This is a genomic window from Falcatimonas sp. MSJ-15 (assembly GCF_018918265.1).
Classification (GTDB): Bacteria; Bacillota; Clostridia; order Lachnospirales; family Lachnospiraceae; genus Falcatimonas.
In genome coordinates, this window is the sequence record NZ_JAHLQC010000012.1 from 89,725 (window position 1) to 111,853 (window position 22,129).

The 22,129-nt window shown below is 32.8% G+C and carries 19 protein-coding genes; 17 read left to right on the top strand and 2 right to left on the bottom strand.

The window, feature by feature from the left end:
- Nucleotides 1-58: 58 nt before the first annotated feature.
- Both rpoD and miaB read left to right on the top strand, forming a co-directional pair.
- Complete coding sequence (gene rpoD, locus KQI85_RS10580) at nucleotides 59-1,156, top strand: RNA polymerase sigma factor RpoD (RefSeq protein ID WP_216576055.1); 1,098 nt, start codon at nucleotides 59-61, stop codon at nucleotides 1,154-1,156.
- An 11-nt stretch (nucleotides 1,157-1,167) separates the two neighbouring features.
- Nucleotides 1,168-2,619, top strand: a complete 1,452-nt coding sequence (gene miaB / locus KQI85_RS10585; protein WP_216576056.1) for a tRNA (N6-isopentenyl adenosine(37)-C2)-methylthiotransferase MiaB — start codon at nucleotides 1,168-1,170, stop codon at nucleotides 2,617-2,619.
- A 350-nt stretch (nucleotides 2,620-2,969) separates the two neighbouring features.
- Here miaB and KQI85_RS10590 read toward each other — a convergent pair whose 3' ends face one another.
- Nucleotides 2,970-3,257 (bottom strand): hypothetical protein, encoded by a 288-nt coding sequence (locus tag KQI85_RS10590; RefSeq protein ID WP_216576057.1) that lies wholly within the window; start codon nucleotides 3,255-3,257, stop codon nucleotides 2,970-2,972.
- 212 nt (nucleotides 3,258-3,469) lie between these two features.
- Here KQI85_RS10590 and KQI85_RS10595 point away from each other — a divergent pair, with 212 nt between their 5' ends.
- The 5 genes from KQI85_RS10595 to KQI85_RS10615 all read left to right on the top strand — a co-directional run bounded on the left by KQI85_RS10595 (nucleotide 3,470) and on the right by KQI85_RS10615 (nucleotide 8,733).
- Nucleotides 3,470-5,119 (top strand): SulP family inorganic anion transporter, encoded by a 1,650-nt coding sequence (locus tag KQI85_RS10595; protein WP_216576058.1) that lies wholly within the window; start codon nucleotides 3,470-3,472, stop codon nucleotides 5,117-5,119.
- A gap of 309 nt (nucleotides 5,120-5,428) precedes the next feature.
- Complete coding sequence (locus KQI85_RS10600; protein ID WP_216576059.1) at nucleotides 5,429-6,835, top strand: hypothetical protein; 1,407 nt, start codon at nucleotides 5,429-5,431, stop codon at nucleotides 6,833-6,835.
- Between the two features lie 20 nt (nucleotides 6,836-6,855).
- Complete coding sequence (locus tag KQI85_RS10605; protein ID WP_253293837.1) at nucleotides 6,856-7,161, top strand: hypothetical protein; 306 nt, start codon at nucleotides 6,856-6,858, stop codon at nucleotides 7,159-7,161.
- 19 nt (nucleotides 7,162-7,180) lie between these two features.
- Nucleotides 7,181-8,317 carry an MSCRAMM family adhesin SdrC gene (locus KQI85_RS10610; protein WP_216576060.1) on the top strand — a complete coding sequence of 379 codons (1,137 nt, stop codon included), beginning with the start codon at nucleotides 7,181-7,183 and terminating at the stop codon, nucleotides 8,315-8,317.
- A 2-nt stretch (nucleotides 8,318-8,319) separates the two neighbouring features.
- Nucleotides 8,320-8,733: a GerW family sporulation protein gene (locus KQI85_RS10615; RefSeq protein WP_216576061.1), complete on the top strand. Its 414-nt coding sequence runs from the start codon at nucleotides 8,320-8,322 to the stop codon at nucleotides 8,731-8,733.
- Nucleotides 8,734-9,173: 440 nt separating this feature from the next.
- Here the strand turns inward: KQI85_RS10615 and rpmB are convergent, their stop codons facing one another.
- Nucleotides 9,174-9,359 carry a 50S ribosomal protein L28 gene (gene rpmB, locus KQI85_RS10620; RefSeq protein WP_216576062.1) on the bottom strand — a complete coding sequence of 62 codons (186 nt, stop codon included), beginning with the start codon at nucleotides 9,357-9,359 and terminating at the stop codon, nucleotides 9,174-9,176.
- Nucleotides 9,360-9,698: 339 nt separating this feature from the next.
- On the opposite strand from rpmB, the gene KQI85_RS10625 reads away from it, so the two are divergent.
- The 10 genes from KQI85_RS10625 to mreC all read left to right on the top strand — a co-directional run bounded on the left by KQI85_RS10625 (nucleotide 9,699) and on the right by mreC (nucleotide 22,129).
- Nucleotides 9,699-10,397, top strand: coding sequence for a TrmB family transcriptional regulator (locus KQI85_RS10625; RefSeq protein WP_216576063.1), 699 nt, complete (start codon nucleotides 9,699-9,701; stop codon nucleotides 10,395-10,397).
- Nucleotides 10,397-11,674, top strand: coding sequence for a diaminopimelate decarboxylase (locus KQI85_RS10630; protein WP_216576064.1), 1,278 nt, complete (start codon nucleotides 10,397-10,399; stop codon nucleotides 11,672-11,674). Before KQI85_RS10625 ends, KQI85_RS10630 begins: the two co-directional genes overlap by 1 nt.
- Nucleotides 11,675-11,791: 117 nt before the next feature.
- Nucleotides 11,792-12,118: a cyclic-di-AMP receptor gene (locus tag KQI85_RS10635; RefSeq protein WP_216576065.1), complete on the top strand. Its 327-nt coding sequence runs from the start codon at nucleotides 11,792-11,794 to the stop codon at nucleotides 12,116-12,118.
- 327 nt (nucleotides 12,119-12,445) lie between these two features.
- A complete protein-coding gene (mutS, locus tag KQI85_RS10640) occupies nucleotides 12,446-15,085 on the top strand; it encodes a DNA mismatch repair protein MutS (RefSeq protein WP_216576105.1) in 2,640 nt (879 codons plus the stop codon).
- Nucleotides 15,086-15,089: 4 nt separating this feature from the next.
- Nucleotides 15,090-17,207, top strand: a complete 2,118-nt coding sequence (gene mutL, locus KQI85_RS10645; protein ID WP_216576066.1) for a DNA mismatch repair endonuclease MutL — start codon at nucleotides 15,090-15,092, stop codon at nucleotides 17,205-17,207.
- A complete protein-coding gene (miaA, locus tag KQI85_RS10650; protein WP_216576067.1) occupies nucleotides 17,207-18,151 on the top strand; it encodes a tRNA (adenosine(37)-N6)-dimethylallyltransferase MiaA in 945 nt (314 codons plus the stop codon). Before mutL ends, miaA begins: the two co-directional genes overlap by 1 nt.
- A complete protein-coding gene (locus KQI85_RS10655) occupies nucleotides 18,151-19,440 on the top strand; it encodes a methionine gamma-lyase family protein (protein WP_216576068.1) in 1,290 nt (429 codons plus the stop codon). The genes miaA and KQI85_RS10655 overlap by 1 nt, the downstream gene beginning before the upstream one ends.
- Nucleotides 19,441-19,525: 85 nt before the next feature.
- Nucleotides 19,526-20,221 carry a DNA repair protein RadC gene (gene radC / locus KQI85_RS10660; protein ID WP_216576069.1) on the top strand — a complete coding sequence of 232 codons (696 nt, stop codon included), beginning with the start codon at nucleotides 19,526-19,528 and terminating at the stop codon, nucleotides 20,219-20,221.
- A gap of 13 nt (nucleotides 20,222-20,234) precedes the next feature.
- Nucleotides 20,235-21,257, top strand: a complete 1,023-nt coding sequence (locus tag KQI85_RS10665) for a rod shape-determining protein (RefSeq protein ID WP_216576070.1) — start codon at nucleotides 20,235-20,237, stop codon at nucleotides 21,255-21,257.
- Between the two features lie 14 nt (nucleotides 21,258-21,271).
- Entirely contained in the window at nucleotides 21,272-22,129 is an 858-nt protein-coding gene (mreC, locus tag KQI85_RS10670) for a rod shape-determining protein MreC (RefSeq protein ID WP_216576071.1), read from the top strand.

Sequence of the window (22,129 nt, forward strand, 5' to 3'; positions counted from 1 at the left end):
GTTTAACACAAAAATAAGGTAGAAGTATCAGCTTCTTAGTTATAAGGATGAGGTATACATGAACGAATCAAAAACATTGTTTAAAGACAAATTAAGTGAATTACTTGAGATTGCAAAAAAGAAGAAAAATACACTTGAATATCCAGAAGTGGCAGCTTTCTTTAAGGAGCTTAATTTTGACAAAAGTCAGATTGACAAGGTAGTTTCATATTTAGAGAAGAATGGTGTTGATGTTCTTCGCATGGAAGAGGAAGAACCAGATGATGATTTATTATTAAATGCAGACGAGGATATAATAGTAGATGATTTGTCAGTTCCAGATGGAATTAACACAGAAGATCCTGTGCGTATGTATTTAAAAGAGATTGGTAACTTCCCACTTTTAACAATTGAAGAAGAGATTGAAGTTGCGAAGAAGATGGAAGCCGGAGATGAGATGGCGAAGAAGCAGTTGACAGAAGCCAACTTAAGACTTGTTGTAAGTATAGCAAAGAGATATGTCGGAAGAGGTATGCAGCTTCTTGATCTGATTCAGGAAGGCAATCTTGGACTTATTAAAGCTGTTGATAAATTTGATTATACAAAAGGGTACAAATTCAGTACATATGCTACGTGGTGGATTAGACAGGCTATAACAAGAGCACTTGCTGATCAGTCAAGAACAATCCGAATTCCGGTGCATATGGTAGAGACAATTAATAGAACAATTCGTGTTCAGAGACAGTTAATACTTGATCTTGGACGTGAGCCATCAGCAGATGAGATAGCTAAAGAGATGGGAGTTTCTGTAGAAAAAGTAGAAGAGATATTAAAGATATCAAGAGAACCAGTATCACTTGATACTCCTGTTGGTGATGAAGAAGACAGCCATATTGGAGATTTCGTTGCTGATGAGACAATCGGAACAACAGATGATGCGGCAACAATTACTATCCTTCGTGAAGAGATTAATGCAGCAATGTCAGCTCTTACAGAGAGAGAACAAGAGATTATAAGATTACGTTTTGGACTTGATGATGGACGTGCAAGAACACTTGAAGAAGTAGGACAGCATTTTAATGTAACAAGAGAGAGAATAAGACAGATTGAAGCTAAAGCATTAAGAAAGCTAAGACATCCTTCAAGAAGTAAAAAATTAATAGATTTCTTAAATTAGAGGTATTTTAGATGATTAACGAGATAAATTTTGACAATATTGATATTACAAGTGGAATTATCCCGGAGACAGAACCTGAAAGACAATATTATTATATGGCATTATGTCGTAAGATGGTAAAAGATGAAAGTGAGAGGCTTAAAAGGCCCCTTACTTTCTTTATTGCCACTTTTGGCTGCCAGATGAATGCAAGAGATTCTGAAAAACTCCAGGGTATTCTTGAAGAGATTGGTTATGTTGAAGGCAAAGATGAGAGTGCAGACTTTGTAATATATAACACATGTACAGTAAGAGAGAATGCGAATACAAGAGTATATGGCAGACTTGGACATCTTAATAGTCTTAAGAAGAAAAATCCATCAATGAAGATTGCATTATGTGGATGCATGATGCAGGAAAAAGAAGTCGTTGATAAGATCAAATCATCATATAGATTTGTAGATATTATATTTGGAACACATAATATCTACAAATTAGCAGAACTTATATTTGCAAGATATAATTCAGAAAGTATGATTGTTAATGTACTTAAAGATACAGAACTTGTAGTTGAAGACCTTCCAAGTATTAGAAAATATCCTTTTAAATCAGGTGTTAATATAATGTTTGGATGTAATAATTTCTGTAGTTATTGTATAGTTCCTTATGTACGAGGACGTGAGAGAAGCAGAGAACCAAAAGATATAATAAGAGAGATAGAGAAGTTAGTAGCTGATGGTGTTGTTGAAGTTATGCTTCTTGGACAGAATGTTAATTCTTATGGTAAGAATCTTGAGAATCCAATATCTTTTGCAGAACTTCTTAAGGAAGTAGAGAAGATAGAAGGACTTAAGAGAATAAGATTTATGACACCACATCCTAAGGATCTGTCAGATGATGTTATTGAAGTTATGAAACATTCAAAGAAGATATGTGCACATGTACATCTTCCATTACAGTCAGGAAGTTCAAGACTTCTTAAGATCATGAATCGTCACTATACTAAGGAACGTTATCTTGAACTTGCTGAGAAGATTAAGAGAGAGATTCCTGATGTATCTCTTACAACAGATATTATCGTTGGTTTTCCAGGAGAGACAGAAGAGGATTTTGAAGATACACTTGATGTTGTAAGAAAAGCCGGATTTGACAGTGCATATACTTTTATATACTCAAAGAGAACGGGTACACCTGCAGCTACTATGGATGGGCAGGTTCCGGAAGACGTTGTAAAAGAAAGATTTAACAGACTTCTAAAAGTAGTACAGGAAGGCTCAGAAAAATATTGCAAACGTCATGAAGGAAGAGTGATGGAAGTATTGTGCGAAGATGTCAATGAACAGGACGATACAATGCTTACAGGACGATTAAGTAATAATATTCTTGTTCACTTTAAGGGTGACAGAAGCCTTATTGGTAAGATTGTTAATGTCAAACTTAATGAATCAAAAGGATTCTATTACATAGGTGAGATTGCAGAGTAGTATTAATGTAAAAAATATAGGAATATAAAGTACAAAAATAACAAGTATAAGTATATGATATATAAGCATATAAAATACAAAAATAACAAATATAAGTATATGATATATAAGCATATAATATACAAAATACCAAATATAAGTATATAAGATACAAGCATATAATATATCATAAAAATAAATAGCCTGATTTTGAACAAGAATCTAATGTCTGATTTTACTCCGACTTTTAGAATATGTTCAAGATCAGGCTATTGCACGTTTGATATTTTTTAATTGCATATCTGTATTATGCATCTTATCATTTTGTCTAAGAATTGTAGAAAGTCTTAATTATTGCGATTTAAGAATCGCTAATCAAGAACTTCAAATCTCTTCGGGAACAATTGCTTACTGCATACATGCTTATTACCATCAGATTCTATTATAATATAATCTCCTTCTTTGATAAATGAACGTCCTCGTCTGTTGGATATATATGGACATACGATAGTTTTATCTTTTTCGAACTTGATGAGATTATCGCAGTTAATCCAACCGTTAGTTATGACTTCAACATATGGCTCAAAACCATCTTCATATCCTTTGCCTGGTTCATAGGGTACTGCTTCTACTACAAGTGCTGTTCTTTGGCATTTCATACAAAGTGACCTCCTTCGCAATATATATGTTTTATATCGAATATCCAATATAAAAATATACAAAAAGACGGAATAGTTAACAAAAAATTTATAAATATCTTATAAAAAAACGCTAATTGTTATTTATCACTTGAAAATTGGACAGTATAGATTTATGATTAATTGTCACTTTTTTCGACAAAAAAGCAGATATGTATAAAATGGAGGATAAAATGGAAACTTTAAAGCCAAAGTTGTTTTCTACAATGAAAACATACACAAAAGAACAATTTATTAAAGATTTGATCTCTGGTATTATTGTTGCGATTATAGCATTACCATTGTCAATAGCTTTAGCATTAGCTTCAGGTGTTAATCCTGAACAAGGTATATATACAGCTATTGTTGCTGGATTTCTTATATCTTTTCTTGGAGGAAGCAGGGTTCAGATAGCAGGACCTACAGCAGCATTTGCAACAATAGTTGCAGGTATAGTAGCAAAAAATGGAATGGAAGGACTTATTGCAGCAACAATAGTTGCAGGTATATTCTTAATACTTATGGGAATATTAAGACTTGGAAGCCTTATAAGATTTATTCCATATACAATTACAACAGGATTTACAGCAGGTATAGCTGTTACAATTATTATTGGACAGGTAAAAGATTTTCTTGGACTTACATTTACAACATCACCAATTGAGACAATGGATAAAGTAAAAGCAATTGGAATGAGTATAACAACAATTAATTTTATGGCACTTGTAATAGGACTTTTAGCACTTGTAATTCAGATTGTATGGCCTAAAATCAAGGGACTTAACAAGATTCCGGGTTCACTAATCGCTGTAGTTGTTACTGCGGCACTTGTTAAGTGTCTTGACTTGAACGTTAATACAATAGGCGATCTATATGATATATCATCTAAGATACCAACACCGGCATTACCTAAGATGTCACTTAAGATATTTAGAGATGTCGTTCCAGATGCTTTTACAATAGCAATACTTGCAGCTATTGAATCTCTATTATCATGTGTAGTTGCTGATGGTATGGTTGGTGACAGACATAATTCTAATATGGAACTTATAGCACAGGGCGTTGGTAATATTGGTTCAGCCATTTTTGGAGGAATTCCTGCAACAGGAGCGATTGCAAGAACTGCAGCCAATATTAAAAATGGCGGACGTACACCAATTGCCGGAATGATACATGCAATATGTCTTCTTCTCATACTTGTACTTCTTATGCCTTATGCGGCACTTATTCCGATGCCATGTATAGCAGCAATTCTGTTTATAGTAGCTTATAATATGAGTTCATGGAGATCATGTGTAAGCCTTGTAAAGTTATCACCTAAGAGTGATATTCTCGTATTTGCAGTTACATTTGTGCTTACAGTTGTATTCGATCTTGTAATTGCAATAGCAGCAGGACTATTACTTGCAGTTATACTTTTTGTTAAGAGAATGGCAGATGTAACAGAAGTATCCGGATGGACATATATAGATGAGAATGAAGATGTTGACAGAATAGGTTTAAAAGCAGTTCCTAAAGATACACTTGTATATGAGATTAGCGGACCAATGTTCTTTGGAGCAGCAGATCAGTTTATGAAAGTTGCTTTTGATAATAGTAAAAAAGTTGTTATCCTCAGAATGAGAAGTGTTCCAGCAATGGATATATCAGCACTTAATACACTTCGTAAATTGAATGAACAGTGTAAGAGAGCAGATGTCAAATTGATATTCTCACATGTTAATGAACAGCCATATAAGATGATGAAAAAGGCATGCTTTGTAGAAGAGATAGGTGAAGAGAATTTCTGCAAGAATATTGATGATGCATTATTAAGAGCAGTTGAGATATCAAAGAAAAAATAAAAAACTGGGCAATAAAGATTAAGATATCAAAAAATAGTTTATGAAAACTAATTCATAAATATTGGCTTAAAATGATAAAGTTTAATCTGCAAAAGCCTAAGATAACAAAGATTAAATTATAAAAACCACATTTACATAATAAGAAATTGTATTTTCTAAAATGATATATTGATATATGTTTTTTACAATGATACAGTTTCATATTGTGGAATGTGGTTTTTTGACATTATAAAACTCTTGTGAATTGCATCTATAACTGATATAATAATAAAGTCGATTTTAAGAAAAATAGTAAACGAGGTAATATAAATGTCAGAAATAAATTCAGTGTTAAAGCAGATAACAAAAAAAGTTAATCTTGAAACAAATCTTTCAAAATATAGTAACTATATGATGAGTATGTATAATGGCTTCTCATATACAAAAGTTGCTCTTAACTACTATACACTCTGTGATCTGATACAGGAGAGAACATCAAAAGAAGATAAGATAGTAGAGCTTATGTCAAGACTTAATGTTCTTGTTGATAAATATGTTATCAATCAGTCAGTAGAAGATATTGAGTCAGGAGTTAAAGAGATTGATTCTATAAGAAGAAAAGTAATGGAGACAATGAGTGTACTTACTTCTTATGCAGATCATTTTAATATCTATGAATATATTCTTAACAGAATTGAGTACAAATTCTCTGATGAAGAATATGATGATACTTATTATAAGAATGAACTTGGTAAAGATATAATGAATTATATTGTCAGTGAGCGAGAGAATAATACAATTAATCTTAAGATAAGTGAGATGATAGGTCAGTTGCCTGTTAGAATGACAAAGTCAAAATTCTTAGAGCATCTTTCTGATACATTTACACTTTATAAAGGTGCAACTGTTAAAACTGTTGATGATTTTATCTATATGATAAGAACATCAGCAACAATACTAAGACCGGAAGGCTTTGAAAATGAACTTCCAGAACTATATGATATCCTAAATCAGTTTGAGAGTGAAGATTTTGCAAAAGATGATGAACAGATGTATACAAAGAATAGAGATCTTCTTACTATTGCAGCCGAAAAAGTATATGCACTTTCAGATCTATATATGATATTTGAGGAAGTAGTTAATGATGTATATGCAATTATACTTTCTAATGCTTATGCAATTAATGAAGTTGAGAAAATTGATGCAGCAAAGACTATTTTAAAATATGCATATAATGGATATAATAAGATTGAATCAGAATTAACAGAAAATGATATTGATATAGCATTCGATAAGCTAGAAGGTGAACAGGAGAGAATATCAGAGATTATTATGTCATCAGAATATGTACTTGATGATGTTATTAATGATTCTATGGATATGTGCAGAAGTCTTATGCTTGATAAGATATATGCAACACTTAAAGTTATCTCACAGTTACAGTCTACAAGTATCTTTATTGAACTTGATGCAGACAATGGAGCAGAAGATATTATAGATGAGAATGTTCTTATGAATAAGAGAGATGAACTTATAGACGAATTTGCAGCATTTCTTACAGGTAAGACTAAGCAGTTTAACAGAGCTGTTATGTCAGTAGTGTTAAGCTCGCTTCCAGTATTTTTCAATTCTCTTAATGAAGTTACAGAATATGTAGAGAATTCATTGTTTGGATGTAGTGATGAAGCTGAAAAGAGAGCTGTTGAAGAGATTATTAAAAATATTATATTTGAATAATACAGATTGGGGGTGCGACAATGGAGATATATAGCAGACTATATATAAGTGAAGAAGCAAAACCCAAAGAAAAGAAGATAATTAGCAAGTTAAAAAGAAGAAAGATGCAGATTGGAGTATATGTTATTACACTTCCAATAGGAGATAATGATTTGCTTGAGATATATTCAGCGGCAGAGCTTACACAGAAGTTTTATCACAGAATCAGCCTGAAAGTTGTAGGAATAGCAGGCAGTTATATGGAAGCAGTTGTGCTTGCAGGCCAGATAATTAATGAAATATATGAGAATACAGGCGGATTTGACACGAGAGAATATCTGAAATAATGTAAACGGAGATGTGTATATGCTACATATTTTATTAATGATTTTAAAAATAATAGGAATAATTCTTCTGGCGATAATAGGAATAGCACTTCTTATTGTCATACTCATATTATTCGTGCCAATAAGATACAGAATACAGGCACACAGATATGATGATACAATGGCAAAAGTCAATGTCTCGTGGCTTTTGTCGGCTATTCGCTTTACATTAAAATATGATGGAGCTGAAGTAGATACTAAGATAAGAATACTAGGCTTTGACGGTTCAAAGTTCATAAATGGTGACACGAAACAGAAACAGGAAGATATTATTGATTATACCAATGAAGAGGAAAAGACAGGGCCTAAGATGGAGCCTAAGGCTTGTGATACTGATGCATTAGATGAGAATAAATCTGATAATGTCAGTAATAATACTAATGGTATTGATAAATCTGATGATACTAATACAGATAATGGTATCGATACAAAAGATGGCACTAATACAGATAATGGTATTGATACAAAAGATAGCACTAATAAAGATAATGATATCGATACAGAAGATGGTACTAATAAAGATAATGATATCGATACAGAAGATAGCACTAATACAGATAATGGTATCGATACAGAAGATAGTATTAATCAGAGCGATATCAGTTCATCAAAAGAGCAAAAGAAAAAGAATACCAGAAAGCCAAAGAATATATTTAGCAGGCTTGTATTTAAAGCTAAAAAGATATATCATAAGTTTAAAACATGGTGCAAAAAGCTTATGAATATGTTAAAGAAAGCAGATGACATTAAGACTAAATTATTAGCATTAGCAGAGTTTATAGACAGTAGAGAATTCAAGGATAATTTCGCATTTGCGAAAGTGCAGCTAGGCAGGCTTTTTAAGCATATTATGCCATTAAAACATAGGATAAAACTTGAATTTGGTACAGGAAGCCCGGATACTACCGGAGAGATTCTTGGAGCTTTGGCTGTTGTTATGGCACTTACAGGAATGAATATACAAGTTATGCCTGATTTTGATAATGCAATATTTAGAGGAGAGATATATATGAAAGGCAGAATCCGCCTTTTTAATATATTGATAATTGCTTTAAAAGTATACTTTAACAAGGAGTTAAGGAGAGTAGCAGACAAACTTATAAACAGGAGGTTTTAATTATGGCAGAAGAAAACAAATTTGGTTCAACAGTAGATTCTTTATTTAAAGGAATGAATAATTTTATATCATCAAAGACAGTTGTAGGTGATGCTGTAACAGTTAATGATACAATCATATTACCTTTGGTAGATGTTTCATTTGGTGTTGGAGCAGGAGCTTTTTTAGATGGAAATAAGAATAAGTCAGCCGGTGGTCTTGGAGGTAAGATGTCACCAAGTGCAGTTTTGGTTATACAGAATGGTCATACTAAACTTGTTAATATTAAAAATCAGGATGCAGTTACTAAGATAATAGATCTTGTTCCTGATGTTATTGATAAGTTTACTTCAAAAGGAACATCGGAAGATGAAAGCGTTGATAAAGCTGTAGATGATATTGTAAATACAATGTCAGAAGATAAGCAGGATAAGTAACAGGCAGGAGATGCTATTAATATCTTTGAAACTGGTAGTAAGCATTAGTAGTAGATTGATATTAATGTACGAAAGCTAAGTTATATATTGCAATTAAAAAGCATAGTATTATAAAAAGATTGTATTTTGGTAAAATATGAGAAGATTATTAGGATTTATTTTGTTTTGGATAGCAATTGGAATGATAATAAGCATTTTCATTACAACATATTTCTGGTTATGGGTTGTAATAATATTTTGTATTTTGCTAGGATACAATCTTTTTTGTTGCTAATGTGTTGGCTGTTAATATGTTAGTTGCTAATACGTTAGCTGTTAATATGTTAGTTGTTAATATGTTAGCTATTAATGTGTTATTTGAATAATAACAAAGAGTCAAAAAAACAAGGCAGTTACAAAAGTATCGATTCCTTTTGTAACTGCCTTATTAAAATTTTAGATTACGCACGTTCAACTTTGCCTGATTTTAAGCAAGAAGTACATACATACATTTTCTGTGCATTTCCGTTAACTTTAACCTTAACTGATTTTACGTTTGATTTCCACATTTTGTTTGATCTTCTATGAGAATGACTCACAGCGTTACCAAAGTGAGCACCTTTTTCACAAATAGCGCATTTAGCCATAATAGCACCTCCTTAAATAAATTAAGTCGTTTTTAACTCACAACATAAAATATTCTAACAGAAAAAGTAAAATAATGCAAGCAAATTATTTAAAAAATTATAAAGTTAATTAATAGAGCTGTTCTACTAAGATGTAAGAGCCGTTTTGATATATTTTTTCAATTGTATGTATTGACAAAATATGATACATAAGATATAGTGTTCCTAAACAGAACTACTATTTGTTACAACTAACTTAGATGTAGTATGTATGAAATAATATATATGAATTATTATATGTATGTATATTGACAATTTTATGTATACATATATATGCATATATGATGAGAGGTGGTATTATTGGAATTAGTTGACGGCTTGATGGAATTCGGGCTTACAAGACAGGAAGCTTGTATATATATTGAGTTAGTTAAGAATGGAAGCCTGACAGGATATGAAGTATCAAAGAATACCGGTATATCAAGATCTAATACATATATGGCACTTGCGGGACTTGTTGATAAAGGAGCTGCATATATAACCGAGAGTACAGCAACGAGATATGTAGCGGTCGATACCCTGGAATTCTGTAATAACAAGATAGAACATCTTAAGAGATTAAGTACAGAAGTTATGATATCTATGCCGCTTAAACAGTATAAGTCAGAAGGATATATAACTATTGAAGGAAGAAGACATATAGAAGATAAGATTCGTAATCTGCTTAAAGATACAGAAAAAAGAGTATATATAAGTCTTGATTATGAGTTCCTTAAGAATTACAAAGAACAGCTTTTAGAATTGGTAAGAACATCCAGAAAAGTAGTGATTATCACTAATAGAAGCATAGAACTTGAAGGAACGATAGAATATATTACAGATAATAGTCATAATGGACAGATAAGACTTATAACTGATTCGCAGAATGTCTTAACAGGTGATATAGTTGATGAATATTCAACATGTCTATATTCAGACAAGAAGAATCTGGTTGATATATTTAAGGAAGCACTTAGTAATGAAATAAAACTTATTGAATTAACGAAGGGAGAATTATAATGGAAAAGAAACCATTTGTAACACTTGAACAGCTAAAAGAGATTGAAAAAACTTATAAGACACCATATCATCTATATGATGAAGCGGGTATCAGAAAGAATGCAGAGGATCTAAAAAAAGCATTTTCCTGGAACAAAGGTTACAGAGAATATTTTGCAGTAAAAGCAACACCTAATCCATATCTTGTTAATATATTAAGAGAATATGGATGTGGTCTTGATTGTTCATCACTTACAGAGCTTATGTTTGCAAAAGCACTTGATGTAAAAGGTGAAGAGATTATGTTCTCATCTAATGATACACCGGCAGAAGAGTTCGAATATGCACATAAGATTGGAGCAACAATTAATCTTGATGATTTTACACATATAGAATTCCTTGACAAGATATGTGGAATTCCTGAGACAATAAGCTGTAGATTTAATCCGGGTGGATATTTTAAGATTGCTAATTCTATTATGGACAATCCGGGCGATGCCAAATATGGTTTTACAAAAGAACAGTTAATCGAAGGCTTTAAGATTTTAAAAGCAAAAGGAGCTAAGAATTTTGGTATTCATGCATTCCTTGCAAGCAATACAGTAAGCAATGAATACTATCCGGAACTTGCGAGAATATTATTCGAACTTGCAGTTGAACTAAAAGAACTTACAGGCGTATCAATCAAATTTATCAACTTGTCAGGTGGAATAGGTATTCCTTACAGACCAGATCAGGAGAAGAATGATATATTTGTTATCGGTGAGGGCGTAAGAAAAGCATTTGAAGACATTCTTGTACCTAATGGAATGGGTGATGTTGCGATATATACAGAGCTTGGAAGATATATGCTTGCACCTTATGGATGCCTTGTAACTAAAGCTATTCATGAAAAACATACATATAAAGAATATATTGGTGTTGATGCATGTGCAGTTAATCTTATGAGACCGGCAATGTATGGTGCATATCATCATATAACAGTAATGGGAAAAGAAAATGAACCTTGCGATCACAAATATGATATTACAGGATCATTATGTGAGAATAATGATAAATTCGCTATAGACAGAATGCTTCCTAAGATTGATATGGGAGACTTTTTAGTAATACATGATACTGGTGCACATGGTTTCTCAATGGGATATAATTATAATGGTAAGTTAAAATCAGCAGAACTTCTTCTAAAAGAGGATGGAAGTGTTCAGATGATAAGAAGAGCTGAGACACCTAGAGATTATTTCCAGACGTTTGATTATACACATATTTTTGATAAAGTACTAGAAGAAAATGAATAAGAGTGGTATTATAAGAAGTGTAACAGAAGTTAATATGCATGACATATAATCAGACAGTTTACTGTGAATAATATGATAATATTATTGCAGTTATATAACGGAAAGTGAGGCGTTAATATGAAATTAGTATATGCAATTGTAAGCAGTGATGATGATAACAGAGTAATGGCGCAGCTTAATAAGAATAATTTTTCAGTTACCAAATTAGCAACAACAGGTGGATTTCTCCGTTCAGGTAATACAACATTAATAATTGGTACAGAAGAAGAACAGGTAGATAAAGTTATTGGAATAATAACAGCTGAATGTGGTGAGAGAAAGCATATTGTAGCAAATCCTGTAATGACATCTAATTATTCGGACTTTACACCTCAGCCGGTTTCTGTTGATGTTGGTGGAGCAACAATTTTTGTATTAGACGTTGAACAATTTATTAAAATTTGATTAGTACATATATCGGGAAAAACGTGTTTTATCTCGGTTATTGGTCAGTATAAGACAGAACATAAACAGTTCTGTCTTATATTTTTGTAAAAAAGATTAGTAATTTGCTGATATAATGAGATATTTTGTCATATTATGATATAAAAAATGTTCTTTTAAAAATTAATTTTAAATGTTATAATTTTATTTACGTGAGTAACAACAAAGAGCCATAAAATAGTGATATACAGGCTATTACCACGATAAATCCTGATAATTGCAAAATACATTTTGACTTGCAAAATTAAGGCTAAGAAAGGAAGAATAATAGTGGGACAGTTAACACCAATGATGCAAAAATATGTTGAGACAAAAGAGCAATATAAAGATTGCATTTTATTTTATAGATTGGGTGATTTTTATGAGATGTTTTTTGAAGATGCAATTACTGCATCAAAAGAGTTAGAGATCACTCTTACAGGAAAAGACTGTGGACTTGAAGAGAGAGCACCGATGTGTGGAATACCTTATCATGCAGCAGATACATACCTTAATAGGCTTGTAGCTAAGGGATATAAAGTCGCAATATGTGAACAGGTAGAAGATCCTAAGCTTGCAAAAGGATTAGTAAAAAGAGAAGTAATTCGTGTTGTTACACCTGGTACGAATCTTAATATTCAGGCACTTGACGAAAGCAGAAATAATTACCTGATGTGTATAGTATATACAGATAATATGTATGGAATCTCTACAGTTGATATCTCTACTGGTGATTATTATGTTACAGAAGTTGAAACAGACAGAGAATTATTAGATGAGATTAACAGATTTGTTCCTTCGGAGATTATCTGTAATGAACCATTTTACATGAGTGGAATTGATATATCTGATATGGTCGACAGAATGCATATAGCAATGTCATCGCTTGAAGCATGGTATTTTGGAGATGAGATGTGCACCGGTATATTAAAAGAACATTTTAAGACTTCATCGCTTAACGGACTTGGTCTTATGGATCTTGATGCAGGAATAATTGCAGCAGGAGCATTACTTAAATATCTATATGAGACTCAGAAGAACTCATTATCACAACTTACTAAGATAACACCATATTCTACAGGCAAGTATATGATAATTGATAGCTTTACAAGACGTAATCTAGAACTTGTTGAGACACTTCGTGAAAAACAGAAAAAAGGTTCTCTTTTATGGGTACTTGATAAGACAAAAACTGCAATGGGTGCAAGATATTTAAGACAGATTATTGAACAGCCGCTTGTTAACAAAAGGCAGATTATAGCACGTCAGGATGCGATTGAAGAATTCAATAATGACATGATAACAAGAGAAGAGATAAGAGAATATCTTAATCCGGTATATGATCTTGAACGACTGATAAGCAGAGTGGCATATAAGACTGCCAATCCAAGAGATCTTATTGCATTAAAAAGTTCATTAGAGATGTTACCTCATATTAAAGCAATGCTTGCATCTTTTAAGACAGAGCTTCTTAAGACATCATGTGATAATCTTGATACACTTGATGATATATATGAACTTATAGAAAAAGCAATAGTTGAAGAACCACCTATTCAGATAAAAGAAGGTGGTATAATAAAAGAAGGCTTTAATGAAGAAGTTGACAGGTTAAGAAGAGCCAAAACAGATGGTAAGACATGGCTTGCAGAACTTGAACTTAAAGAGAGGGAAAGAACAGGAATTAAGAATCTTAAGATAAAATATAATAAAGTATTTGGATATTATCTTGAAGTCAGTAATTCAAATCTGTCACAAGTTCCTGATGATTATACAAGAAAACAGACACTTACTAATGGAGAGAGATTCATAACACCAAAGCTAAAAGAATTAGAAGATATAATTCTTGGAGCAGAAGATAAATTATTCTCACTTGAATATAATATTTTTAGCGAGATAAGAGATACAATAGCAGGTGAAGTTAAACGTATACAGGATACAGCCAAAGCTATCTCTGTTATTGATGTATTTACATCGTTGGCTGTTGTTGCTGAACATAATAATTATGTAAGACCTAAGATTAATGAAAAAGGTATAATTGATATAAAAGATGGCAGACATCCTGTAGTAGAAAAAGTTATAAAGAATGATTTGTTTGTTGCAAATGATACATATCTTGATAATAATAATAGCAGAATAGCGATAATAACAGGTCCTAATATGGCTGGTAAATCTACATATATGAGACAGGCTGCACTTATAGTTCTTATGGCTCAGATTGGTTCATTTGTTCCGGCAAGAAGTGCTAATATTGGAATTGTTGACAGAATATTTACAAGAGTTGGAGCTTCAGATGATCTTGCAAGTGGTCAGAGTACATTCATGGTTGAGATGACAGAAGTTGCTAATATTCTTCGAAATGCAACATCAAACAGTTTGCTTGTTCTTGATGAAATAGGAAGAGGAACCAGTACATTTGATGGACTTAGTATAGCATGGGCTGTTGTTGAACATATAAGTAATCCTAAACTACTTGGTGCAAAGACACTTTTTGCAACTCATTATCATGAGATGACAGAACTTGAAGGCGTCCTTAATAATGTATCTAATTATTGTATAGCAGTAAAAGAACAGGGAGATGACATTGTATTTCTCAGAAAAATTGTTAAAGGCGGTGCAGATAAAAGCTATGGTATTCAGGTTGCCAAACTTGCAGGAGTGCCAGACAGCGTAATAAAGAGAGCTAAGGAACTTGTTGAGGAACTTAGTAATAATGATATATCACAAAAAGCTAAAGAGATAGCACTTAATACCGGATGCAAGAATAAAGGTAAAAATAATCCAATGGTGAATTATAATGTTGTTGAGATGGAACAGATGTCATTGTTTGATACAGTCAAAGATGATGATATAATAACAGAATTAAAGGATCTTGATCTTGGCAATATGACACCGATTGATGCACTTAATACTTTGTATAAATTGCAAAATAAATTAAAAAACAGGTGGTGATTAAATGGCTAATATAGCAGTTCTTGATCAGACTACAATTAATCAGATTGCAGCAGGTGAAGTAATAGAAAGACCTTCATCTGTTGTCAAGGAATTAGTTGAGAATTCAATAGATGCCGGTGCAACAGCAATTACAGTTGAGATAAAAGAAGGCGGAATATCTTTTATAAGAATTACAGATAATGGAAGTGGTATAGAAGAAAAAGAACTTCCATTAGCATTCCTACGCCATTCAACAAGCAAGATAAAATCAGCAATAGATCTTATGAGTGTAAAAAGTCTTGGCTTTAGAGGTGAAGCACTTTCAAGTATAGCTGCTGTAGCACAGGTAGAATTAATAACTAAGACAAAAGAAGCTTTTACAGGTGCAAGATATGTCATAGAAGGTGGTAAGGAAGTATCTATTGAGTCAATAGGTGCACCATGTGGAACAACGTTTATTGTAAGAAATCTTTTTTTTAATACACCTGCAAGACGTAAATTCCTTAAAACGCCTGCAACAGAGGCCGGTTATATAAGTGAGCTTATAGAGAGACTTGCAATATCGCACCCTGATATATCATTCAGATTTATTAATAATAATCAGCCAAAGCTTCATACTTCAGGCAATACCAATGTTAAAGATATAATATATCATATATATGGACGAGATATAGCAGCTAATGTAATTAACGTATCAGCTGCAGAAGAAGGAATATCGGTAAGTGGATTCATTGGTAAACCTGTTGTTACAAGAGGAAATCGTAATTATGAGAATTATTTTATAAATGGTAGATATGTTAAGAGTAATATAATATCAAAAGCGATAGAAGAAGCATATCAGCCATATATTATGCAACACAGATATCCTTTTACAGCATTGCATTTTACTATTAAGTCAGATACTCTGGATATTAATGTACATCCGACTAAGATGGAATTAAGATTTTCGAATAATCAGCAGGTATATAACTTTGTATTGAATACATTATCGCATGCACTTTCGCATAGAGAGATGATACCTGATGTTGTGATTGATGATAAAGAAAATGAGAAGAGCATACAGATTGAGAAGAAAGCCATTAATTCAACAAGAATGCCGGAACCGTTTGAGAACAGGCGGTTAAGTTTTAATACAGCTAATAATTCTTATATAAGCAATAGCATTGGTAATGCGACTGTAAAAAAAGAGATGAATAACAGTCTGGATAATAAGAATACTTCTGATAGTATTAATATGCAGAAAAACAGTAGTATTAATATACAGGAAAATGGTAGTGGCAATATACAGGAACAGCTAATAAGAGAAGAGAATGCTCCATATAAGAGTAAGAATGTAGAAGAACAGGCAGGCAATATGCAAAACAGTAATATGCCTGTAAAATCAGAAGATGTAAGTGTACATACAGTAACTGGCGTGACAGAAAACGTTAGTGCTAATAAAGAGACTGATGCAGGATTAGTAGCAGAAAATGGCAATGAAACTAATAAAATAGTAATATCAGAGAAAATACCAGAGAAAGAGCAATATGAGCAGTTAAAATTCCTTGATGAAAAAGCTATGATCTCGCATAGAATAATAGGTCAGCTTTTTGATACATATTGGCTTGTAGAATATGGAAAGAATCTCTATATGATAGATCAGCATGCTGCACATGAAAAAGTCCTGTATGAAAGAATGATGAAGAGACTTAAAGAAGATGGAAGATGTGAAAGCCAATACATCTCACCACCTATAGTACTCTCTCTTAGTATGCGTGAAGAAGAAGTACTTAAAGAGAATATGGAACTTTTTAAGAATCTTGGTTATGAAATAGAACCTTTTGGTGGAAAAGAATATTCAATAAGTGCAGTTCCATCGAATATCCCCGGTGTTGCTGACAGTGAACTTCTTATAGAAGTTCTTGACGGACTTGTTGAAGATAACAAAAAAGGTGAGGCAGATGTTATAAGAGAAAAGATAGCATCAATGTCATGTAAAGCAGCAGTAAAAGGCAATAATAGACTTTCACTAGATGAGATAAAGACACTTATTGACGAACTTTTATCGCTTGATAATCCTTATAATTGTCCACATGGACGACCAACTATTATATCAATGAGTAAATATGAGATTGAAAGAAAGTTTAAGAGGATTGTATAATGAAGAGACCATTAATAATATTAACGGGGCCAACAGCTGTTGGAAAGACCAGTCTTTCGATTAAACTTGCGAAGGCTGTGAATGCAGAGATAATAAGTGCAGATTCAATGCAAGTATACAAATATATGGATATTGGAACTGCCAAGATAACAGAAGAAGAGAAGATGGGTGTACCACATTATATGATAGACGAGTTTGAACCGGATGAAGAATTCAATGTATTTATCTTCAAGCAAAAAGTAGATAAGTATATTGAAGAAATCTATCAAAGAGGTCATATTCCTATGATAGTAGGTGGAACAGGATTTTATATTCAGTCAATATATAAGAATGTGGAATTCACCGAGACAGACACAGACCATACATATCGTGAGGAACTTATAGAACTTGCAAAAGAAAAAGGCAACCAGTATATTCATGATATGTTAAAAAAAGTAGATCCGGTATCTGCGGAGAATATTCATATGAATAACGTAAAAAGAGTTGCAAGAGCACTTGAATATTATAAACAGACTGGAGAACTTATGTCAAAACACAATGAGGAGCAGAGCGAAAAAGAATCACCTTATAATTATGTATACTTTGTCCTTAATGATGACAGAGAAGTATTATATAATCGAATTAATGAGAGAATTGATAAAATGGTTGAAGATGGTTTGATTAATGAGGTTGAAAGTCTGTTAAAAAAGGGGTATAATGAGAACTTGGTGTCAATGCAAGGACTTGGATATAAGGAGATAGTTCCATATATTAAAGGCGAGTGTACACTTTTAGAAGCTCTATATATACTAAAACGTGATACAAGACATTTTGCAAAAAGGCAGCTTACATGGTTTAGAAGAGAACCGGATGTAACAATGCTTGATATAAGTCAATATGGCAGCAAAGAAAAAGTATATGAAAAAATGCTTGAGATATTAAAAGAAAGAGAGATAACGAAGTAATGGAATTTAGTACAGATATGATGTATGAAGAACTTGGAATTTCAAAAGAAGTTATTAAGTTTGGTACTGAAATCGAAAAAAATTTAAAAGAACGATTTGAAAAAATTGATCTTGTTGCAGAATATAATCAGATGAAAGTTATAAAAGCAATGCAAAAGAATAAGCTTAGTGATGTTCACTTTGGAGCTACAACAGGATATGGTTATAATGACCTTGGAAGAGATACTCTAGAAGCCGTATATGCAGATGTGTTTCATGCTGAGGCAGCACTTGTAAGACCACAGATTACTTGTGGAACACATGCACTTAATGTTGCACTTGCTGGTAATTTAAGACCGGGAGATGAACTTCTCTCACCAGTTGGTAAACCTTATGATACAATGGATGAGATTATTGGAATAAGACCATCTAATGGTTCACTTGCTGAATATGGAATATCATATAGACAGGTTGATCTGCTTCCTGATGGAAGTTTTGATTATGAGAATATAAAAAAAGCAATTAATGACAAGACAAAACTTGTTACAATACAGCGTTCAAAAGGATATGCATCACGTCCTACATTATCAGTAGCACGTATTGGAGAACTTATAAGTTTTATTAAAGGTATTAAACCGGATGTTATATGTATGGTAGATAACTGTTATGGCGAGTTTGTAGAGACAATAGAACCGACAGATGTAGGTGCAGATCTTTGCGTAGGTTCACTAATCAAGAACCCGGGTGGTGGACTTGCACCTATTGGAGGATATATTGTCGGTAAAGAAGAATATGTTACTAATGCGGCATATAGACTTACTTCACCGGGACTTGGTAAAGAAGTAGGTGCAACACTTGGAATTAATCAGACACTTTTCCAGGGATTTTTCTTAGCACCTACAGTAGTAAGTGGTGCATTAAAAGGTGCAATTTTTGCAGCTAATGTATATGAAAAATTAGGATTTAATGTAATACCTAATGGAACAGAATCAAGACATGATATTATTCAGGCAATAGAATTTGGAAAACCGGAAGGTGTAATTGAATTCTGCAAAGGAATTCAGGCAGCAGCACCGGTAGACAGTTATGTAACGCCTGAACCATGGGCAATGCCAGGATATGATTCAGATGTAATTATGGCAGCTGGAGCATTTGTACAGGGTTCATCAATAGAACTTAGTGCAGACGGTCCTATAAAGCCACCTTATACTGTATTTTTCCAGGGTGGACTTACATGGTATCATGCAAAATTGGGTATAATGATGAGTCTTGAAAAGATAGTGCATGCAAATTTAGCACATTTAAAATAATTATTTTGTATACAAGTATCATAAAATATGCTAGTATAAATATGTTGGTTTAAATACTTACAGAGATTCCGTTTAGAGGAAGAGTATGGCGGAATATATAAAAATTAAAGATATGCATCCCGAGGAACGACCTTATGAAAAATGCGAAAAGTATGGCGCAGAAGCACTTACGGAAGTAGAATTATTGGCAGCGATTATAAAAACCGGTGTAAGAGGAGCTAGTTCTACAGACCTTGCAAGGGAGATTATAAGTATGACGGGCGAGAAGAAGATAGCTGGAATCGCAAGACTTTCACTTGAAGAACTTATGACAATTAAGGGCATTGGAAAAGTAAAGGTAATTCAGATTATGTGTATAGCAGAACTGTCAAGAAGAATTGCAAAGAGCAGAGCTGATATAAAGCTTAGATTTGATAATCCTGAGACCATAGCGGATTACTATATGGAAGACTTACGTCACAAAGACAGGGAATATCTTGTGCTGGTAATGCTCGACAGTAAATGCCGGCTTATAAGTGAGAAGACTATGACGGTAGGAACTGTTAATGCATCACTTATATCAGCAAGAGAGATTTATATCGAAGCAGTTAAGAAGCAGGCAGTTAATATAGTTTTGTTACATAATCATCCAAGTGGTGATTCGACTCCAAGCACACAAGATATATATAGCACGAAGAAAGTAATTGAAGCAGGAAGAATAATTGGAATTTCCTTAATAGACCATATAATAATTGGTGATAATAATTACGTAAGTTTAAAAGAACGGGGCATAATAGATTGAAAGGAGTCCATTTATGTTACACAGCGTTTTTGGTGTTGACTGTGGCACCAGTAATATAAAAATATATAATAGTTCAACAAAAGAGATTTTAGACGAGAAGAATATAATTGCAATCAAGAATAAAAGGGAACTTTTTGCATTTGGAGATGAAGCCTATGATATGTATGAAAAAGCACCTAAGAATATTGCATTATCATATCCTGTAAAGTTTGGTGTGATTGCAGATATCAAGAATATGGTTGCTCTTACGATAAGTTTTTTAAACAGATCAGCAGGCAAAAAAGGTAATGTGAATAATTCAGACTTTTATATGGCTGTTCCATATGACATTACTGAAGTTGAAAAGAGAGCATTTTATGATCTTATTAAGAGTACAAAATTAAAGTCAAAAAAGATATGTGTTGTAGATAAACCAGTAGCAGATGCAATAGGCGTTGGAGTTGATGTTAACAAAGCAAGAGGTATTCTTGTAGCTAATATCGGTGCAGATACAACTGAGATCTCAGTATTATCACTTGGTGGTATTGTACTCTCAAAACTTATCAAATTCGGTGGTAACAGATTTGAAGATATCATTATCAATGATGTGAAGAAACAGTATAATCTTATAATTGGTATTAAAACTGCTGAGAACATAAAAAAAGAATTAGGAAGTGCGACACCGGGACTTAACAAGACAATAACTGTAGTTGGCCGTCATGTAGTAACAGGACTTCCAGCTGAATGTACAGTTTCATCAGATCTTGTATATGAATCAATGATAGAATCTATCAGAACTATAATAGATTCTATAAAAATCATATTAGAGAGAACACCACCAGAACTTGCTTCAGATATTATAGATACAGGTGTATTTATAACAGGAGGTTCATCTAATATTAGAAATCTTGGAGAATTAATTACAAGGGAGACAGATCTTAAAGTAAACATCTGTGAGAATCCATCACAAAGTGTTGCAAGAGGTCTTAAAGAGATTATTGAGAATCCTGAATATAGAGATTTGGCATATTCTCCAAAAGACAAATCATATTGTTAGGGGAATGATATTTTATGAAGAGAAGAAGCAAAATAACTATACCTGCAAAGTATTATTTAACAGGACTGTCAGCACTATGCGTAGTGCTGATGCTTGTTTCGTATGCCACTGATGTTATTGACACACCACTTAATAAGATAACAGGCTATGTTATTACACCTGTTCAAAATGGTGTGAATTATATAGGAATGCTTCTTTCAGACAGAGTAGATAATCTTGCTAATCTTAAAGAAGTTATGAATGAGAATGAGTCTCTTCAGGCAAAAGTTGCGGAACTTACAGAAGATAATAATATGCTCATGCAGGAAAAGTACGAACTTGATAATTTAAGAGAGTTATATAACCTTGATCAGCTGTATCCTACATACAGTAAAGTGGCAGCAAGAGTTGTAAGCAAAGATACAAGCAACTACTTTTGTACATTTACAATAGATAAAGGTTCTAATGATGGTATAGCAGTTGATATGAATGTAATTGCCGATGGCGGACTTGTTGGTATTGTAACAAGTGTAGGCCCTAGTTATTCAACTGTTATGTCAATTATTGATGATTCAAGTAATGTCAGTGCAATGGTATTATCAACTTCAGATATATGTTATATAAGAGGCGATTTGCAACTTATGAATGATGGACTTTTACATCTTGAAAAGCTTAATAAAGATGTTGAAGTCGAGAATGGTGCAAAAATTGTAACCTCACATGTAAGTAGCAAATATCTGCAGGGAATATTAATAGGCTATGTTACAGAGATTACAACAGATTCCAATAATCTTACAAAATCAGGATATATAAGTCCGGTTGTAGATTTTGAGCATTTACAGAATGTGCTTGTAATAACAGAACTTAAACAGACACAGGATAATAAGGAGTGA